Origin of the sequence: Corynebacterium sp. P3-F1 (genome assembly GCF_030503635.1) — a bacterium.
Lineage (GTDB): Bacteria > Actinomycetota > Actinomycetes > Mycobacteriales > Mycobacteriaceae > Corynebacterium.
Map to the genome: position 1 here is coordinate 1695423 of NZ_CP129965.1, position 15898 is coordinate 1711320.

Below are 15898 nucleotides of genomic sequence, written 5' to 3' on the forward strand. Positions count from 1 at the left end.
TCCCACGCCCCCGCGAGGTGAAGCGCCGGGGCGGGGGACAGCCAGCGATTAGACGGATTGCGATTAGTCGTAGTGGCCGAGCAGGAATTTGTTGCGCGGTTCGTCCCATTGCCTGCTGAATTCGCTCGTGTCGCCGCTCAGCGGCACGACTGTGCCGTCGCGTGGCTCGAGGGTGACTGTGTAGTGGGCGGTGATGCCCTCGGCGGTAGAACGTGTGCGCTCGCCCCATGTGAAGTCGACGGTGCCGTTCGAGTTGGCCGTGACATCCTCGACTTGGGTGAACAAGGTCATCTCGTCGACGGGTTCGCCGTTGATGTAGAACGCGATACCGTTGGTCATCGACGCGCCGGTTTGCGCCGGGTGGTCGGCATCGCCCAGCCCGCCGCGGAAGATGATCCAGCTGATTGGTGCGCACGGGTCGTAATGGTTCTCGATTCCGCGGTTGCCGATCCAGAAGTTGTAGTCGTCCCAATTCTCCGCCGGCATTCGCCCGGGCGACGAGCCGTCCGGGTATTGGTCGCGCGGGTCCTTCGGCAGGGACGCGCACTTCTCCTTGGGCTTCTTCTCCGGCTTCTCTTCCTTCTCTGCCGGCGCTTCCTTGGTCGCCGTCTCGGTGACTGCCTCGTCTTCTGCGGAATCCTCAGCTGACGGCGCCGCGACAGTGCTCATTGCCGGGCCTGGTTCAGGCTCCGCCAGGTTCTCTGAGGAGCAGCCGGCGGCAAGGGTCGCAACAGCGGCTAAGGAAGCGAGAACAGAAGCGCGGGTGGATCTCATACTCACGGAGTGTAGACCTGCTGGTCCGGAACCGGGCCCGAATAGATGGTGGCAGGTCAGTGCGAGGGATCTGGCGGTTAGTCGCTGGCGGTTAGTCGTAGGTGCCCAGCATGTACTGGTTCTGCGACTCATCCCACGAGCGGTTGAACTCGCTGATGTCGCCGTCGATGGCTTCAATCGCGCCGCTGGCTGCAGACAGCGTCACCGAGTAGTGCGCGGTGATGCCTTCGACAGTGGTGCGGGTACGTTCACCCCAGGAGAATTCGATCTCATCGCCGTTGAGACTCACATCCTCGATGGCGGTGAAGAGGCGCGCCTCCTCATCGGGGACGCCGTCAATGTAGAAGGCGATGCCGTCTGCGCGTGCGGCTGCCGTATTGGCGGGCCCGTCGGGCCAGCCGGTCTCGCCGTGGAAGATGATCCAGCTGACAGGCGCGCAGGGGTCGTAGTGGTTCTCAATATCGGCGATCCAGTAGTTGTAGTCGCCGGCATCCACCGCCGGCATGCGCCCGGGCGCTCCGCCGTCTGGGTACTGATCGCGCGGATCCTTGGGCAGAGAGGCGCACTTCTGCGGGGACTTCTTCTTCGCCGGCTTCTCACCCTTCCCCTCATCAGCCGGTGCCTCCTTCGTCACCACCCCGGTGACCACGTCGTCGTTGCTGTCGGCGGCAGAATCAGCAGTCGACGGTGGCGCGACGGTGTTCATCGCCGGCTCGGCGAGATTCTCGGAATTGGAGCAGCCGGTGACCAACACCGCGGCGAGGGGCAGGCACACTAGCGTGGCGCGGAAACGGGATGTCATAGGGCTAAGAATAGACCGCCCACACAGGTGTTATCAGTGGCCAAGCAGATATTGCTCGGGGTAATTCCACATGTCCGTGAATTTCTTGGTGTCGCCACCCACAGGGACGAGGGTGTTGTCTTTAGCCTGCAGCGTCACGGTGTAATGGTCGGTGATGCCCGCGGCAGTGGTCTCGCCGCGCTCACCCCAGGAGAATTCCACGGTGTCTTCCTCGACCTTCTTCACTGCTTCCACTTGCGATTTCTGTCATGCGTGTGTGTTTCACGTCACAAAAGTTAGTCGACGGGGTGGTCGATGTGAACGGCCGCACACGGATCGCTATTGCTTTGTCGCAAACGCCCCTTGCAGCAGGTCAGCGCAAACCGCGCGCACAATAATATCCGCATATTACGTGGGCAAAGCAGGAATCGGGGCAGTGCAGGCCTACTGTTGAACGAAGCCACGAAGCTACAGAGCATTCCCACGAAAGGCCGCTCATGTCCACTGCCTCCGGCACACCCACCCCGAATACGTCCTCAGACAGCACAGTCAGCCCGGCAGACACCACTGGTGATCTGCCGGAGCTGCACAGCGAGGAGCACCTCGAGCAGGCCCGCGAAGAATTCGAGATGGGCCATCTCTCGGACGCCGACCGGGAGTACATCGAGGAGCAGGCGGGGAGCAACGATGTCCCCGACGGCTCGGTGATGTCCTGGGCGCTGACGCTGTTCGGCACCGCCGTCGGCGCGGGCATCCTATTCCTGCCGCTGGACGCCGGCACATTCGGGTTCTGGCCGTTGCTCGCCGCCACCTTGTTCATCGGCCCGCTGGTGTTCTTCTCCCACCGCACGTACGCGCGTATCGTCTCCGGCTCGCCGATCCCGGGAATGGACGTGCTGCAGGTGGTCACGGCGCTGACGGGGCGCACGCGGGGATTCATCACCGCCCTGGTGTACTGGCTGGCTGTGTACCCCACGGTGCTAATTTACGGCGTGTCCATCACCAACACCATCGACAGCTTCATCGCCAACCAGTTCGGCGGCCCAGAGATCAGCCGGTGGGTGCTGGCACCGATCTGCGTGGGCATTCTCACCGGCGCATTCGCGTTCGGGCAGAAGGCGACGCTGGCGATGGCCAATTTTCTCGTCTACCCGCTGATCGTGGCGCTGGCGGGTGTGTCGTTCTACCTCATTCCGCGCTGGGACGTGCAGAGCTTCATGTCGTACGAGTCGGACACCCCGATCTGGCAGTCGCTGCTGCTGATCCTGCCGGTCCTGGTCTTCTCCTTCAGCCACATGGCGGCGCTCTCGCAGTTCGTTCTGGACGTGCAGAAGAAGCATGACGGCGATGTGGCGAAGACGGAGAAGGACGTGACCACGATCGAGCTGATCGCCGCGGCAGCGCTGGTGCTGTTCACCATGTTCTTCGTCTGGTCGTGCGCGTTCGCACTCGGTGCGGACGGCCTGGACGCCGCCGCGGAGCAGAATATCCCGGTGCTGTCCCATCTGGCTAATGAGACAGGCACGCCGCTCATGGCATGGTTGAGCCCCATCGTGGCCATCTGCGCGATCGCCTCCTCCTATTTCGGCCACATGATGGGCACGGAGGAAGGCACGACCTACCTGCTGCGCGTCGCCGCACCGAATTTCGCTCAGCGCGTTAGCGAGAACACCTTGCGCTGGGTGATCAACGTCTTCGTCTTTGTCACCGGCACGCTCATCGCGGTGTTCAACCCGTCGATCATGACGCTGATCTCCGTCGTCGGCGGCGTCTTCGTCGCGTTCCTCGTGTACATCGTGCCCACGCTGCTCTTCCGCAAAGCCACCGCGTACAAGCACTACGCCAACCGCCCCGACACCATTTTCGTGGGCGTCATGGGCGTCCTCATCGTCGGCGTGACTATCTGGGACATGGTGCGGTGACAGCGCCGAGTCACCGCAGCGGCGGCCCAGCACATCGCATGCATGCGGGTTAGGGAAGAAGCAGGGTGTGGAACAGCGTCGCCTGCTTGTCGCTGAAGTTGTCGTCGGTCACGGCGACAAGCGGGCGGCGGCCGTCTGCGTCACGCGGACCCCACGCGATGCCTTCGACGTTGTCGGGGTGGCGTTTGACGGTGCTGAAGTCGAAGACGAGCTGCTTTGCCACGGTGTGCTCGGAGCCGGCGAGAGCTTCGGTGCCCAAGACATCGTCAGCGCCGGTGAGATCGAGTTTGTAGATCTCCGCCTTGTTCTCACCGTTTTTGCCCAAGTTCTTGAAGAAGCCGCGTTCGAGGAGGTAGAGGTTGTCTTCTTCGTCGGCAAGCAGCGACACTGCGCCGCGTCCGGCGTTGACGCGGACGACGTACTCTTTTGTCGGCGTGCCGGATTCAAGGTCGTAGAAGGTGACGCGGTTGAGCGAGGAGTGCTTGTCGTCGTTCTTGTGGCCGTCTTGTGCCAGCGCGTTTTCTTCGACGGTGACGATGGTGTGGCCGTCGGCAAGCAATGCCATCGCCTCGGGGCCGTTGTTGTCGTGGACGCCGCGCTTCTTTCGCCCGTCGGGGACGTGGTAGGCGGGCGGGTTGATGCGCCGGATCTCCTTGCCGTCGGCGGTGGACTCGATGATCTGCGGCGGGACGACGTCACCCCACTTGGCTTTGCCTTCCGTGGTCCACAGAAGGTTGCCGTTGGGGAGGACGCGGATCTCCTCGGCGTCGATGTAGTCGGTGTAGGGGGAGCCGTCGGGCCGTGTGAAGTGAATCTCACCGACGGGCGTGAAGGTCTTCAGGTCGGGGGAGGTGAAGCGGTATGCGCGGATCGGGCCGTGCTCGTTCTTGTCATCGGAGATGACCAGGTACTCGCCCGGTTTCACCTGGTCGATGCCGCTGAATCCGCCCATCGTCTTATCAGGGCGCACTGCGGTGAAGTCGAAGCGGTTGATGTACTCGGCCTGCGCGTGTGCCTGCTCGCCGGGGGCAGGGGCGCTTTTCGACGGCTCCGAAGGGCCCGACCCGCTTGACAGCCCCTTACCGGCATTGCCGGTCACCGCGTTAACGATGGCGTTGATCACCACCGCGCTAACTGCGCCGAACGCCGCCAAGGCACCCAGCGCGCCCGCCAGCGCAGCCGCGCCCGTGACCTTCACTCCGTTGACGTTGAACTCCTGGCGCAGCAGATCCGCCGGATTGTTCGAGCCGGTCCACGCGCCCTCGAGGACACGCACGACGTCATCCCGGGAGGTGATAGCAACATTTCTCGGCTGCGCCGGCGCACCCGCGTTTGCCACGGCCGGCACGCCAGCAACAGTGAGCGAGAGAGAAGTGGCGACGGCGATCGCGGCGCGCACCGGGCGGCGGGACGAGGAAAGCGACATGGCGGGGGACTCCTTTGGCGGCGGTGAGGCAGGGGAAAGGCGTATCCACCTCCATGAAAGCGCACATTCGCGGGCACCGCTCGGTGAACCGGCGTTGATCAAGACCAGCGCGATCACCAGCACGTAGTGGGGGTGTCAGTAGGGCTACATCACGGACCCAGATCTGTGCGCGGCAGTGGCCGATCTCTAGTCCGCATCTCGAGTACGTTGGGGACACGCTGACCAAGATAAGACGGACAACAGGGCTGCCGCGAGGAGGCCGCGATGGACGAGCAAGCGAAGTTGGAGCGGGTGTTCGGCTATAGCTTCGGGGATATCTACGGCAACTACGTGGCCAAGGTCGAGCGCAAGGGACACTCGAAGGAGGAACTTGACGACGTCTTGGGCTGGTTCACGGGCCTTAGCCCCGACGAGCTGCATGCGGCGGTTGCGTCGGAGAAGACGCTGCGCGATTTCTTCGACGGGGTGACGCTGAACGCGAATGAGGACCTGATCACCGGCAAGGTGTGCGGGGTCCGCGTGGAGGACGTCGACGACGAGCTGATGCGCAAAATCCGCCGGATGGACCTGCTCGTGGACGAACTGGCCCGCGGCAAGAAAATCACCAGCATCAAGCGGGGTTAGGCACCTCCGGGGCTAGGCAGTACCAGCGTCACAGTCCCCACCGCTCGCCCAAACTTCGCGATGCGCACGTTCAGGTCACGGGCGCGCTCAACCACTTGCGGAACGAACGGACCGAAAATCTTGATCCGACAGGACGAATTGACGTTAAAGCGCAACAAAAAGGAACGTTCGCACCGAATTATCGGACTTGATGTGTACGATGAGGTGTCGAGTGAAGATTCCGGAACGATCGATCCGTTAGGAGAGCGCCTTTGGACACTGCGGCCTTGGGCGCGTTCGTGCGTCAGCAGCGTAAGGACCGTGGGCTAACACAGCTGGATGTCGCAGAGCTCGCGGAGGTTTCGGACCGCTTCCTACGCGAGCTGGAGCATGGCAAACCATCTGCTGAGATTGGAAAAGTCATCGATGTGCTCGCGGTGCTTGGATATGATCTCGAACCCGCGGTGCACAGGGGTAGCGCATTGTGATCGCCGCGGACGTCTACGTAGGTAATGAGCTGGTAGGTCATTTTTCCAAGCGCGGCAGCGGCTCCGTGGAGTTCGCGTACGTTGAATCAGCGGGAAGTGCTGTAGCGACGACACTACCAATCGCGGGTGGACCCTACGTTGCCGCGGGTGGCGCCCTTCCCCCGTTTTTCACCAACCTTCTCCCGGAGGGGCGTAGGCTCTCCACGTTAAAGCGATCTGTGAAGGCATCTCTGGATGATGAACTCGCGCTTCTTCTTGCCGTCGGTAGCGACACGATCGGCAACGTGAGCGTCCTCCCGCACGGGCAGACGCCGAGTCCCACGACAGCAGCCATCGATCTCGACGGCGAACTCGATTTTTCCGCCGCCCTCGCCCGTGCCGGCATTGCAGACCCCATTGCAGTCCCTGGTGTCCAGGACAAAGCGTCGGCACGTACCATCGCGGCACCCGTGCGAGGCCAGAGCCGTGACTACATTCTGAAAGTCTCGCCGCCGGAGTACCCGCAACTCGTAGAGAACGAAAAGGCCTGCTTCGACATTGCGAAATCCGCAGGGTACCCGCTTGCCGAGGCGCAGTTGCTTTACGACGTCCACCAGCGCCCCGGTCTCTTGATCACCCGTTTCGACCGTGATGGCGCCACCCGTCTCCACGTTGAGGATGCGGCGCAAATCATGGGGTTGTACCCGAGCGGAAAATATGACCCCACGATGGAGGATGTTGCCTGGGCGCTCATGAGCGTCAGTTCCTCGCCCAGCCTAACGGCCCGCTCGGTTGCCTTTCAGACGGCGTTTGCATGGCTGACCGGAAACGGCGACTTGCACGCAAAAAACATCTCCATGATCTGGCGCGGAGCGACTGTCGAGGTTGCTCCCATCTACGACATCCCCTCCACTCTCCCGTACGGCGACACCTCAATGGCTCTGTCGGTACAGGGCAGAAAGGACAACATCAGCGGCAGGATTTTCCGCGCTTTCTGTGCAGAGATCGGGCTGCCGGAACGCGCCGTCGAACGTGTCATGGCCACGGCATTGCGCGTGACCGAAGGAGCAGCGGAGCGGATCATCTCCGCCACGGACTTCGACCCCCGGCGTGCCCGAGACCTACGGCGCGTGCTGGCAAAACGCCGCGATTTATGGGCATGAATTTTTCTCACCTGCGCGCTCAATCACTTCTACGAGTTTCTGAATGCTTGTGGTGGGTTTGTAGAACTTCGCTTGGATCGCGACCCATCGTCCGTCATCTTTACGTCGTGCTACTAGGTCGATACCTGAGTCGGTGCTGCCGCCGTTATAGGGCCACTTGTCCCAGCGGTAAACCTCGTCGAACTGCGCGGAAAGCGTCGGATCCGTCTTGAAGAAGTTCACCATGAGCTTCTACCGTATTTGGCTTGGGGTTGGTTTTCCCGCAATTGGTCGAGGACTTTACCGAACGTAGACATGGGACCAGTATCGCTGGAAACAACACGGTTCGTATTCTTCTGACACGCCAGTTGGGTGATAGACGCTCGGGTGAGCTTCAAGCTCAGTGGGGTTGCGACGGGGGTACATCACGGATCCGGAGATCTGCGCAGCAATAGCCAATCTCTGACGCCTGAGCTCCGGATCACTGCACCCGGATCGGGCGTTCCTCGTTGCGCAGGTAGTCCCCGAGGTAGGGCTGCGCGAACTCGAGTTTGCCGTAGCCGGCGGGAATGATCAGGTCGCGCTCGATCAGCTTCGCGCGCGAGTCTGACACCTCATTGATCTTGCGGCCGAGCGCACTGGCAATCTGGTTGATCATCACCTCGCCGTTCACTGAGTTCGCCTCAAGCGTCGCCATCGCGTCGAGGAATTCGCGCTGACGCCCGGGCACATCGCGTATGGACGGCTGGTGCACATGCAACCCCAGCATCCGCGCCGCTTCCGGCCGCGCCACCGCGACATCCGAAGCTGTGATGTTCACGTCAGCAAGGTCCCACGCCAGGTAGCCAATGAGCTGGACGAGGTACGGGTAACCCTGCGTGAACTCGGCGGCATGGTCGGCCGCGTCGGCGAAGAACTCTTTGCCGGAGTTTTTGGCGGTCTCTACGAGGTTGGATCGGGCGTCCTCAAGCGTGAGCGGGCCCAAGTCGTAGCGGCGGGCGCGGCGAAGGAATGTCGCGCCGGGAAGATCGAGGAGCCGGTTGATGCCGACGGTGAGTCCGGCCATGGCGATGGCGATCGGTGCGTCATCACGCACGAGGTCCTGGAAGGCGACCGCAACTTCGGTGAGGTCGTCGGCGTGGACGTCCTGAATCTCGTCGATGGTGATGAGCACACCGGTTCCGTCGAGAGTGTCCAGCAACTCGCGGAGCTTACTGACTAACCGCGGCGCGATGTCCGGCTCGTTCATCTTCGTGCGCACCCCGCCGATGCCGGCGACGTTGAAACCGGTGATTTTTCGTTTCGGGGTGTCTTTGAGCTGGTCGAGCGCCTCGGGAATGATCGACTCCGTGAGTAACTGCGCCATCCCCTCGCGGGCGGACAGTCGTAACACGACCCAGCCAGTCCGGCGCGCGATATCCTCGACCTCACTGAGGAGCACCGTCTTGCCGATGCCTCTCGAGCCCGACAGAATGATCGAGCGGTCCGGGTTGCCGGGGGAGCCCAGCAGCGACTTTTCAAAGTTAGTCAGCACCGTGTGCCGGCCCGCCCACACGAGGGGGCTCGCGCCGAAGGTGGGGCGGAACGGGTTAGTCGATTGCGTCAGCTCAGCCATGAGGACAGCTTAGCGGATTGATAGTTTGATAAGTGGGTGTGATTGATAATTTGATACTTTCCCCATCCTGGCCGGCCTCTCCGCCGCAAACCGAGGACTAAAGGCGAGGCCGTCGGCGATTACCTCTGTCCTTCTCGAGCGACAGTACCCTCGAACGTATGACTACCCTTGCATCGTCAACTGCATTCGCGCCGGGCCTCATGGTCCGTGTGCGCGATGAGCTCTGGCTCATTACGCACGTGACCCAGTCTGTGGACGGTTACCTGCTCAAAGTGCGTGGACTGTCGGATTACGTGCGTAACACAACGGCGAGTTTCTACACGGCGATCGACGATGTAGAGGTGTTCGACCCCGCCAAGGTCGAGGTAGTACCGGACCACTCGCCGTGCTACCGGACTACGCGGCTGTGGTTGGAGACGACACTGCGCCAAACTCCGGTCCCGCTGTGCCAAGCGGAGCTCTCCGTCGCGGAGTCGAAGTGCTGGGCCTGGAGGTAGTTCATGATCCAAACGGTGGGGATGGTGCCGGGGAATTTACCGGAGGTGTCCCAGATGTAGGTGGCTTGGAGCTTCATCAACTCGGTGAAGCGTTCGTCGGTCTTGGCGAAAGTTTAAATTCATCTGCGGGCTTGATATGTAGACCGCTCGGTTATTTGGGTGATCTGTGGGAATGTGGTGCCACACGCAAAACCCCAGGAACTCCGCAGTGCGGAGTCCCTGGGGTCTTGTTGGTTGGGAGGCTCGGGGTTGGCTAGAGGACGACGAAGGCGACGACGCAGGCGATGATCAGCGCTGCCGAGATGAGCGCTAGCGTGAGCAGGTTCTTGCGGTCTTTCGGTTGGGCGGCGAAGCGGCTCACGGTGTAGATCGCGGCCAGCAAGGCGAGGAACTTCAGGCCGTATGCCCAGTAGGGGACGTGCTCGTCACTGAACAGGGCTGGGTCGAGGGTGAAGATAGCTGCGATAACGATGGACAGAAGCCAGCTCATACCGGTTCGCTCCTGGGCTGATTGAGGTTTAGGAGTAGTCATATCAGCAGCTCGCAGCCGTCACTAGACCGGAACCAACGGTGTGGCACCCCGTGGCCACCGCACCTTGGACGAGAGGAGACCCGGGCGAGGACGCGACGGTGGCGGGCAAGCACACTAGACCGTCCCAGGCACCTTGGATACCCCACTTGACCCACTTGTTGTTCGTGCAACCACGGAAAGCGATGCCGGACTGGACGGCGAAGACTTCATTGTTCTCCTCGTCCAGCCAGAGGGTCATGTTGTCGGGGAGCTCGGGTGCGACGCTGATGAGCGTGTCGCCCTCTTCGTCGACGACGCTGACCGTGTCGCCCTCAAGTTCGAGCTTGTCGCCGCGCTCGAGGGAGAACTCCAGGCCGTTGGCGTTGGGGATAGTCGCCACTTTTCGGGCGTTCTCGCCCGGCTTGCCAAAGAGCATGGCGTTGGAATTTGCTTGGGACGACTGGTGCTGGATGGGTACCGCATTGGCCGCCGGCAAAGCAGCGGGGAATGCGATCGCGGCGGCCAGTGCAGCCACGCTGAGACGACGAAGGTGCATGGTTTCTCCTGTGGTCCGAGTGGATGGAACACAGGGGACGTTACCCCCGCCGATGGGGGAGTGTTCGCCGTAACCGCAGGTGAGGAACTCAAGTGCTGGGATTGGGTACCTTCGTGCACACCCGGGGGCGGGGCAGGGGCGGGAGCGCTCGTTCGTCCGGGCGGCTAGTCCATCTGAAGGACTGTGCGCAGTTCGGCGAACGGTGCGGGGCAGACCTCGTGGGTGACTGTTTTTCCGTGCCGGGTCTTGTGGAGGAGGCCGGCTTCGGTCAGCTTCTTCAGGTGGTGGGAAACTGTGGGCTGGCTCAACCCGGACTGGTTGGCCAGCTCGGAGACGCTGATGGGGCCGGAGCCGTCCTCGGCGAGTTGGGAGAGTAGCCGGAGGCGCGCCGGGTCCGCCAGCACTTTGAAGAGTGCTGCGTAGTGTGCGGCTTCGTCCTCCGACAGCAGTCCCGCGCCCAGGGAGCAGCAGTCTGTTGGGGGAGTGTGCGTGTCCGTCATGTTCTCTACCTTCTCATATTGACAGGAGTGAATACGAAACATACTGTTCGTATTGATGAGCATCAATACGAAAGGTGACGCATGACTACGCAGGCGCCCGCCCGTATGTCGTTCCTCGACCGCTTCCTGCCGGTGTGGATCATCCTCGCCATGGCGCTGGGGCTGGGGCTCGGCAACTGGTTCCCCGGTTTGAGCGGCTCCCTGCAGGGCATGGAGGTCGGCGGGATCTCCCTTCCCATTGCGCTGGGCCTGCTGGTGATGATGTACCCGCCGCTGGCGAAGGTGCGGTACGACAAGACGAAAGAGATCACCACTGATAAACGGCTCATGGCGGTCTCGATCATCCTCAACTGGATCGTCGGACCGGCCGTGATGTTCGCACTGGCCTGGATTTTCCTTGCCTACGAGCCGGAGCTGCGCACCGGCCTGATCATCGTGGGGTTGGCCCGCTGCATCGCCATGGTGCTCGTGTGGTCGGACCTCTCCTGCGCGGACCGTGAAGCAACCGCGGTGCTCGTGGCCATCAACTCGGTCTTCCAGGTGCTCATGTTCGGCGTGCTGGGCTGGTTCTATCTGCAGATCCTCCCGAACTGGCTGGGGCTGTCCACCACATCGGTGAACTTCTCCTTTTGGGCGATCGTGACGTCCGTGCTGGTCTTCCTGGGCATCCCGCTGCTAGCTGGCGTGCTCTCCCGCATCATCGGGGAGCGGACCAAGGGGCGGAGTTGGTACGAGGAGACATTCCTGCCGGCGATCTCCCCGTTGGCGCTGGTCGGCCTGCTGTACACGATCGTCCTGCTGTTCTCCCTCCAGGGCGAGCAGATCATTGCCCGCCCGTGGACGGTCGCGAGGGTGGCGGTGCCGCTGCTGATCTACTTCGTGGGCATGTTCGCGCTGGGCCTCATCGTGTCCAAGGCATCGGGTATGGGCTACGCGCAGTCGGCTTCGGTGGCGTTCACCGCGGCGGGCAACAACTTCGAGCTGGCCATCGCCGTGGCCATCGGCACCTTCGGTGCGGAGTCGATGCAGGCGCTCGCCGGCACGATCGGGCCGCTCATTGAAATCCCGGTGCTGGTCAGCCTCGTCTACGCCATGCGGGGTCTTGGCCCGAAGCTCTTCCCCGGCGACCCGACTCTGCCAGAGCGGCAACCGGTCGCGGCAGGCGCAACGGCATAGAAAGGAAGCATGATGTCACCTACTCCTAAGATCCTGTTCGTCTGCGTCCGCAACGCAGGGAAATCCCAAATGGCCGCCGCGTTGGCGGAAAAGCACGCGGGGGAGAGGCTTGACATCCACTCTGCCGGCACTGAACCGGGAACGTCGATCAACGCTGAGTCGGTGGCCTCGCTGGCGGAAATCGGCGCTGACATGTCCGATGGGCACCCGAAAGCGATTGACCCGGAGATCCTCCGCACCGCGGACCGCGTCGTGGTCATCGGTGAGGAGGCGCAGTTGGACCTGCCCGAGGACGCCCGCGGGACGATGGAGCGGTGGGTGACGGATGAGCCGTCGATACGCGGAATTGAGGGCATGGAGCGGATGCGGCTGGTCCGCGACGACATAGACGCGAAGGTGCGTGGACTGATCGCTGACGTGCTCGGGGAGTGACGGAAGTGCCCGTCAGCGGTCCGCTATAGGTGGATGACCTCCACACCCGACCATTTCTCTGCCAGGTATTCCGCAGCAACGAGTCGGTGGCATGTGGACGGATCCGCCTCAGAGCACAGCAGCGCCGCATGGTCGAACGTCGACTTGGCGGGCATCTCGCGGTCGTCGAATCGCTTGCGGAGTTTCGCGGCGAACTCGTCGAACGGCAGGCCCTCCTTGCGGTAGGCGTGCATGAGTTCCTCGCTCGGGGCGAGCTCCAGCACGTGCTCGTATTCGATGCCGGCAATGACATCGAGGAACCAGGCGAGGTCGTCCTGTTTGGTGAAGCCGGCGAGCTGGTTCGCGTTGTGGCGGCGGATGTCCACCACCCGCTTCACGCCGTTGTCGCGCAGCAGATCGAAGAACTCCTCGGCACTCTTTTTCGAATAACCGACTGTGAACAGCTTCATGTCCGACATGGCACCCAGTGTAAGTCTGGCGGTGGGGCTGCGGAGCGGGTGCAAAACCGCAGGAACTCCGCAGTGCGGAGTCGGCGGAGTGTCTAATCCCGTTGAACTTGCTGGGTGCGGTGGTGATCCTGCGCGCGTGGGTTCGATGTCCCGATACTCTAGAGCGCATGACAGTTCAGGACATTGCCCGCATCCAGTCTGAAGTAGCCGAGTGGTGGAGCGACGTGCGCTACGTCGAGTCGACGGCGTCGACGAACACCGAGATATTGGCGTCGGGGGAGCCGGGGCACGTGCTCATCGCTGACCAGCAGACCGGCGGCAAGGGGCGCCTCGGGCGCGCGTGGGAGGCACCCGCGGGGGCGAGCCTGCTCATGAGCGTGGCAGATGAACTCGCCCACACGGACGACCTGGGGCTGGTGTCCTTGGCCGCCGGTGTGGCGGTGACGGACGTGGTGCCCACCGCGCAGCTGAAATGGCCCAACGACGTGCTGCTGAACGGCAAGAAATTCGTGGGAATCCTCGGGGAGATCGACACCCAGGCGCAGCCGCCGCTGCTCGTCGTGGGCATGGGTGTCAATATCTCGTGGCGCAAAGAGGATCTGCCCACGGACTGGTCGACGGCACTCAACCTTGAGGGCATTGACGTCGACTGGGACGAATTCGCCATCGACCTCCTGGGCGCACTGGGTAGACGGCTTGAGCAGTGGCGCGAGCGCGACGAGACGCTTATAGACGACTACCGTGCCGTCTCCGCCACCCTCGGCCAATCGGTGCGTCTGGAGACGGCGACGGGAGTGGTTGAGGGGGTTGCGGGGGACGTCGATAAGCATGGCGAGATCGTTGTCGATGGAACCAGTTACTCGACTGGCGACGTGACTCACTTGCGGCCTACCGATTAATCTTGTGGCCCGTGGCAAAGATCAAGCTCGGTAGGGGAGAAGTGGTCCTGGCGGACATGGCGCCGCCCATGCGCGGCTTGATTTTTCCCTTCCTCGAGCTGATCATCGCGACCGCCCTGTCCTGGATGCTCATCGGGTGGATGGATGCCGCCGGCGTGGATGCCGGGATCCGCAACGCCGTCGTGGGCATCTGGTTCTTGATCGCGCTGTGGCGCTTTGTCCTGCCGCTTATCCGGCAGCGACGTCAACGCTTCGTGGTGACCAACAAGCGCGTCCTGTTCGTGCCCAGCGGGCGCGGACGCACCGAATCCATCCCGCTCATGCAGATCCGCGGAGTGCGGCGTCGGCGTGGCGGGCTCGACATCGGTGTGCTCGGCTACGGCGAGGCCGTGCACTTCGACGACGTGGGGCACGCGAAGCGGGTGCAGGCGCTGATCGAGGAGCAGCTGCCGTAACTCCCGACGTCTTCTAGCTCTTCACTTCCGTGGTGTGGATCTGCTCGTCGATGTCGTCGGGGGAGAGGTTGCCGGCCGCGAAGTCCGCGGTGAGCGGAAGGTGCAGCTCCATGTCGGTGCCCGGGCACAGCTCGATCTTCGCGTCGTCGACCGTGTAGTCGAGGACGTGCCCGCCGGACGTGCGCTCCTCATCGATGAAATGGACGTGGCAGCCCGGGATGCCGATGCCCTTCGCGTACTTCGGAGTACGGAAACCGCCGATGATGCCGCGCGCGTTTTCGAACGTGATCTCCTTGTCGTCGCCCACCGCGTCGCGCATCGGCGGGTACGGCTTGGACTGCTTTGTCACTGTGCGGGTGACCACGTTCGTGAACGTGCCCGTGATGCGCACGGCGTGGAAGTAGTTGCCGGAGGGCTCCAGATCGTCAATGAATTTGGACAGCTCAGCCCGCTTCATGCCCTTCGGCGCTTCCGCGACAATCTTGGGCACGAAGTTGGTCACCTGCGCGAACGGGCTCTTCTGCTTCAGGTCGGCGATGGTCGCGGTGCCGTCGCTACGCAGCTGGTAGCACGCCCCGTCGAGGATGATCATCTCGCCGTCCAAGCCATCGAATGTGCCAAGGCCGAAATTGCCCTTGGACAGGATCTGCCCGATGGTCATCTCTCCGTCATAAATCCCGTCGAGGAGCGCGGACATGAGCGAGTTCTGGAAAACAGTGTGGCGTCCGAGAGCAGTCATACGGCCGATGTTAGCTGTTCGTAGGCAAGAGCCACCGCGATGAAGGCCGCGATGTCGGGGGAGGGCTGCGAGCCACGGCGGACCACGGCGGAGATGTCGCGGACGAAGAGCGGCTCAGCCTTCACGATGGCCACGTCACCGAGCGTCACCTGGTCGGTCACCGCCGCCTGTGGAATGACAGTCGGCTCCCCAAGGGCGAGCATGCCCGCCCTCTGCGCCGACAGCGAGCCGAACTCACCGGCCGGCTCGACGAGCTCGCCCAAGACCTCCTCGACGAGCGCCCTGCTGCCGGATTCCGGCTCGCGCACAACCAGCGGGGTCTTGCGGAGCTGCTTGGCGGTGATTGGGGTTTCGGCGCTGGCCCACGGGTGACTGGCCGGAACAGCCAACACCAGCTCGTCGCGGCACAGCACAGTCTCTGCGAGGTCATGGCGTGGTCGCCCTCCCTCAACGAGACCGAGGTCAATCTTCCCGCCGGCCACGAGCTCACGTACCTCGTGGGAGTTACCCTGCACCATGGTCATCTTCACCGCTGGGTGTGCGGCGTGGAAACGGGCCGCCCAGCCGGGATAGTAGACTTCCGCCACCGTGTTGGACACCGCGACGGTCATGCGGCGCGCGGTGCCGGTGTCCTTGAGCCGCTGCACCGTGTCGAGAAACCTGGTGTGGGCCTGGATCAGGTCGGGAAGGGCGCTGATAAGCAACGCTCCTGGGTCTGTGAGTCGCACACCGTACGGCGAGCGTTCGAAGACTGTGATTCCCAGCGTTTTTTCGGCGCGGGAGACGCGGGTGGACATCGTCTGCTGGTTGAGCACAGCCGTGCGTGCAGCGCGAGAGATCGAGCCGGCGTGGGCAACGGCCAGTAACGCCTCAAGGTCCGCCATCGCAGGTAAAGCGGGATACATGATTGCATGGTACCCCTCACAGGGAAGCTCGTCATCCGTGTTGGGCGCC

Annotated in this window: 21 protein-coding genes; 9 read left to right on the forward strand and 12 right to left on the reverse strand. The window is 62.8% G+C overall.

Features of this window, described 5'->3' with window-relative positions; translation table 11 throughout:
* Nucleotides 1-63: 63 nt before the first annotated feature.
* The 3 genes from QYQ98_RS08025 to QYQ98_RS08035 all read right to left on the reverse strand — a co-directional run bounded on the left by QYQ98_RS08025 (nt 64) and on the right by QYQ98_RS08035 (nt 1810).
* A complete protein-coding gene (locus QYQ98_RS08025) occupies nt 64-774 on the reverse strand; it encodes a hypothetical protein (RefSeq protein ID WP_302006343.1) in 711 nt (236 codons plus the stop codon).
* Nucleotides 775-865: 91 nt separating this feature from the next.
* Nucleotides 866-1576, reverse strand: a complete 711-nt coding sequence (locus QYQ98_RS08030) for a hypothetical protein (protein ID WP_302006344.1) — start codon at nt 1574-1576, stop codon at nt 866-868.
* Between the two features lie 33 nt (nt 1577-1609).
* On the reverse strand, nt 1610-1810 hold the full coding sequence (locus tag QYQ98_RS08035) for a hypothetical protein (protein WP_302006345.1): 201 nt from the start codon (nt 1808-1810) through the stop codon (nt 1610-1612).
* A 242-nt stretch (nt 1811-2052) separates the two neighbouring features.
* On the opposite strand from QYQ98_RS08035, the gene QYQ98_RS08040 reads away from it, so the two are divergent.
* Complete coding sequence (locus QYQ98_RS08040) at nt 2053-3477, forward strand: aromatic amino acid transport family protein (protein ID WP_302006346.1); 1425 nt, start codon at nt 2053-2055, stop codon at nt 3475-3477.
* Nucleotides 3478-3526: 49 nt separating this feature from the next.
* On the opposite strand, the gene QYQ98_RS08045 is transcribed toward QYQ98_RS08040, so the two are convergent.
* Nucleotides 3527-4903 carry an esterase-like activity of phytase family protein gene (locus QYQ98_RS08045; RefSeq protein WP_302006347.1) on the reverse strand — a complete coding sequence of 459 codons (1377 nt, stop codon included), beginning with the start codon at nt 4901-4903 and terminating at the stop codon, nt 3527-3529.
* A 264-nt stretch (nt 4904-5167) separates the two neighbouring features.
* Between QYQ98_RS08045 and QYQ98_RS08050 the strand changes: the two genes are divergently transcribed.
* From QYQ98_RS08050 to QYQ98_RS08060, 3 genes are all read left to right on the forward strand, one after another.
* A complete protein-coding gene (locus QYQ98_RS08050; RefSeq protein ID WP_302006348.1) occupies nt 5168-5527 on the forward strand; it encodes a DUF2200 family protein in 360 nt (119 codons plus the stop codon).
* A gap of 266 nt (nt 5528-5793) precedes the next feature.
* Entirely contained in the window at nt 5794-5994 is a 201-nt protein-coding gene (locus tag QYQ98_RS08055; RefSeq protein ID WP_302007737.1) for a helix-turn-helix transcriptional regulator, read from the forward strand.
* On the forward strand, nt 5991-7136 hold the full coding sequence (locus QYQ98_RS08060; RefSeq protein WP_302006349.1) for a type II toxin-antitoxin system HipA family toxin: 1146 nt from the start codon (nt 5991-5993) through the stop codon (nt 7134-7136). Before QYQ98_RS08055 ends, QYQ98_RS08060 begins: the two co-directional genes overlap by 4 nt.
* Here QYQ98_RS08060 and QYQ98_RS08065 read toward each other — a convergent pair.
* Nucleotides 7125-7361, reverse strand: a complete 237-nt coding sequence (locus tag QYQ98_RS08065) for a restriction endonuclease (RefSeq protein WP_302006350.1) — start codon at nt 7359-7361, stop codon at nt 7125-7127. The two genes, QYQ98_RS08060 and QYQ98_RS08065, sit on opposite strands and share 12 nt — an antisense overlap.
* Before the next feature lie 235 nt (nt 7362-7596).
* On the reverse strand, nt 7597-8730 hold the full coding sequence (locus QYQ98_RS08070; RefSeq protein WP_302006351.1) for an ATP-binding protein: 1134 nt from the start codon (nt 8728-8730) through the stop codon (nt 7597-7599).
* A gap of 158 nt (nt 8731-8888) precedes the next feature.
* Between QYQ98_RS08070 and QYQ98_RS08075 the strand changes: the two genes are divergently transcribed.
* Nucleotides 8889-9227: a hypothetical protein gene (locus QYQ98_RS08075; protein WP_302006352.1), complete on the forward strand. Its 339-nt coding sequence runs from the start codon at nt 8889-8891 to the stop codon at nt 9225-9227.
* A gap of 253 nt (nt 9228-9480) precedes the next feature.
* Here QYQ98_RS08075 and QYQ98_RS08080 read toward each other — a convergent pair whose 3' ends face one another.
* The 3 genes from QYQ98_RS08080 to QYQ98_RS08090 form a co-directional block, all read right to left on the reverse strand.
* The gene (locus tag QYQ98_RS08080; RefSeq protein ID WP_302006353.1) at nt 9481-9717 is read right to left on the reverse strand and encodes a hypothetical protein; all 237 of its coding nucleotides are present in this window, start codon (nt 9715-9717) and stop codon (nt 9481-9483) included.
* A 43-nt stretch (nt 9718-9760) separates the two neighbouring features.
* A complete protein-coding gene (locus QYQ98_RS08085) occupies nt 9761-10294 on the reverse strand; it encodes a hypothetical protein (RefSeq protein WP_302006354.1) in 534 nt (177 codons plus the stop codon).
* A gap of 164 nt (nt 10295-10458) precedes the next feature.
* Complete coding sequence (locus QYQ98_RS08090; RefSeq protein WP_302006355.1) at nt 10459-10794, reverse strand: helix-turn-helix transcriptional regulator; 336 nt, start codon at nt 10792-10794, stop codon at nt 10459-10461.
* Nucleotides 10795-10875: 81 nt separating this feature from the next.
* Between QYQ98_RS08090 and arsB the strand changes: the two genes are divergently transcribed.
* Nucleotides 10876-11970 carry an ACR3 family arsenite efflux transporter gene (gene arsB / locus QYQ98_RS08095; protein WP_302006356.1) on the forward strand — a complete coding sequence of 365 codons (1095 nt, stop codon included), beginning with the start codon at nt 10876-10878 and terminating at the stop codon, nt 11968-11970.
* 12 nt (nt 11971-11982) lie between these two features.
* Entirely contained in the window at nt 11983-12402 is a 420-nt protein-coding gene (locus tag QYQ98_RS08100) for a low molecular weight phosphatase family protein (RefSeq protein WP_302006357.1), read from the forward strand.
* Nucleotides 12403-12425: 23 nt separating this feature from the next.
* Here QYQ98_RS08100 and QYQ98_RS08105 read toward each other — a convergent pair whose 3' ends face one another.
* Nucleotides 12426-12860 carry a DUF488 family protein gene (locus QYQ98_RS08105; RefSeq protein ID WP_302006358.1) on the reverse strand — a complete coding sequence of 145 codons (435 nt, stop codon included), beginning with the start codon at nt 12858-12860 and terminating at the stop codon, nt 12426-12428.
* A gap of 158 nt (nt 12861-13018) precedes the next feature.
* Between QYQ98_RS08105 and QYQ98_RS08110 the strand changes: the two genes are divergently transcribed.
* Together QYQ98_RS08110 and QYQ98_RS08115 are read left to right on the forward strand one after the other, a co-directional pair.
* Nucleotides 13019-13750, forward strand: coding sequence for a biotin--[acetyl-CoA-carboxylase] ligase (locus tag QYQ98_RS08110; RefSeq protein ID WP_302006359.1), 732 nt, complete (start codon nt 13019-13021; stop codon nt 13748-13750).
* Nucleotides 13751-13761: 11 nt separating this feature from the next.
* Nucleotides 13762-14205: a hypothetical protein gene (locus QYQ98_RS08115; protein ID WP_302006360.1), complete on the forward strand. Its 444-nt coding sequence runs from the start codon at nt 13762-13764 to the stop codon at nt 14203-14205.
* Between the two features lie 13 nt (nt 14206-14218).
* Here the strand turns inward: QYQ98_RS08115 and budA are convergent, their stop codons facing one another.
* The gene (gene budA / locus QYQ98_RS08120; RefSeq protein ID WP_302006361.1) at nt 14219-14944 is read right to left on the reverse strand and encodes an acetolactate decarboxylase; all 726 of its coding nucleotides are present in this window, start codon (nt 14942-14944) and stop codon (nt 14219-14221) included.
* A complete protein-coding gene (locus tag QYQ98_RS08125) occupies nt 14941-15849 on the reverse strand; it encodes a LysR family transcriptional regulator (RefSeq protein WP_302006362.1) in 909 nt (302 codons plus the stop codon). Before QYQ98_RS08125 ends, budA begins: the two co-directional genes overlap by 4 nt.
* Between the last annotated feature and the right edge of the window lie 49 nt (nt 15850-15898).

What these genes read in the sequence shown, in the direction of transcription:
- QYQ98_RS08085 (WP_302006354.1), bottom strand. Translation starts at nt 10,294, where the DNA reads ATGCACCTTCGTCGTCTCAGCGTGGCTGCACTGGCCGCCGCGATCGCA.
- QYQ98_RS08080 (WP_302006353.1), bottom strand. Translation starts at nt 9,717, where the DNA reads ATGAGCTGGCTTCTGTCCATCGTTATCGCAGCTATCTTCACCCTCGAC.
- QYQ98_RS08075 (WP_302006352.1), top strand. Translation starts at nt 8,889, where the DNA reads ATGACTACCCTTGCATCGTCAACTGCATTCGCGCCGGGCCTCATGGTC.
- QYQ98_RS08025 (WP_302006343.1), bottom strand. Translation starts at nt 774, where the DNA reads ATGAGATCCACCCGCGCTTCTGTTCTCGCTTCCTTAGCCGCTGTTGCG.
- QYQ98_RS08045 (WP_302006347.1), bottom strand. Translation starts at nt 4,903, where the DNA reads ATGTCGCTTTCCTCGTCCCGCCGCCCGGTGCGCGCCGCGATCGCCGTC.
- QYQ98_RS08125 (WP_302006362.1), bottom strand. Translation starts at nt 15,849, where the DNA reads ATGTATCCCGCTTTACCTGCGATGGCGGACCTTGAGGCGTTACTGGCC.
- QYQ98_RS08070 (WP_302006351.1), bottom strand. Translation starts at nt 8,730, where the DNA reads ATGGCTGAGCTGACGCAATCGACTAACCCGTTCCGCCCCACCTTCGGC.
- QYQ98_RS08110 (WP_302006359.1), top strand. Translation starts at nt 13,019, where the DNA reads ATGACAGTTCAGGACATTGCCCGCATCCAGTCTGAAGTAGCCGAGTGG.
- QYQ98_RS08050 (WP_302006348.1), top strand. Translation starts at nt 5,168, where the DNA reads ATGGACGAGCAAGCGAAGTTGGAGCGGGTGTTCGGCTATAGCTTCGGG.
- QYQ98_RS08065 (WP_302006350.1), bottom strand. Translation starts at nt 7,361, where the DNA reads ATGGTGAACTTCTTCAAGACGGATCCGACGCTTTCCGCGCAGTTCGAC.
- QYQ98_RS08105 (WP_302006358.1), bottom strand. Translation starts at nt 12,860, where the DNA reads ATGTCGGACATGAAGCTGTTCACAGTCGGTTATTCGAAAAAGAGTGCC.
- QYQ98_RS08100 (WP_302006357.1), top strand. Translation starts at nt 11,983, where the DNA reads ATGTCACCTACTCCTAAGATCCTGTTCGTCTGCGTCCGCAACGCAGGG.
- arsB (WP_302006356.1), top strand. Translation starts at nt 10,876, where the DNA reads ATGACTACGCAGGCGCCCGCCCGTATGTCGTTCCTCGACCGCTTCCTG.
- QYQ98_RS08090 (WP_302006355.1), bottom strand. Translation starts at nt 10,794, where the DNA reads ATGACGGACACGCACACTCCCCCAACAGACTGCTGCTCCCTGGGCGCG.
- budA (WP_302006361.1), bottom strand. Translation starts at nt 14,944, where the DNA reads ATGACTGCTCTCGGACGCCACACTGTTTTCCAGAACTCGCTCATGTCC.
- QYQ98_RS08030 (WP_302006344.1), bottom strand. Translation starts at nt 1,576, where the DNA reads ATGACATCCCGTTTCCGCGCCACGCTAGTGTGCCTGCCCCTCGCCGCG.
- QYQ98_RS08040 (WP_302006346.1), top strand. Translation starts at nt 2,053, where the DNA reads ATGTCCACTGCCTCCGGCACACCCACCCCGAATACGTCCTCAGACAGC.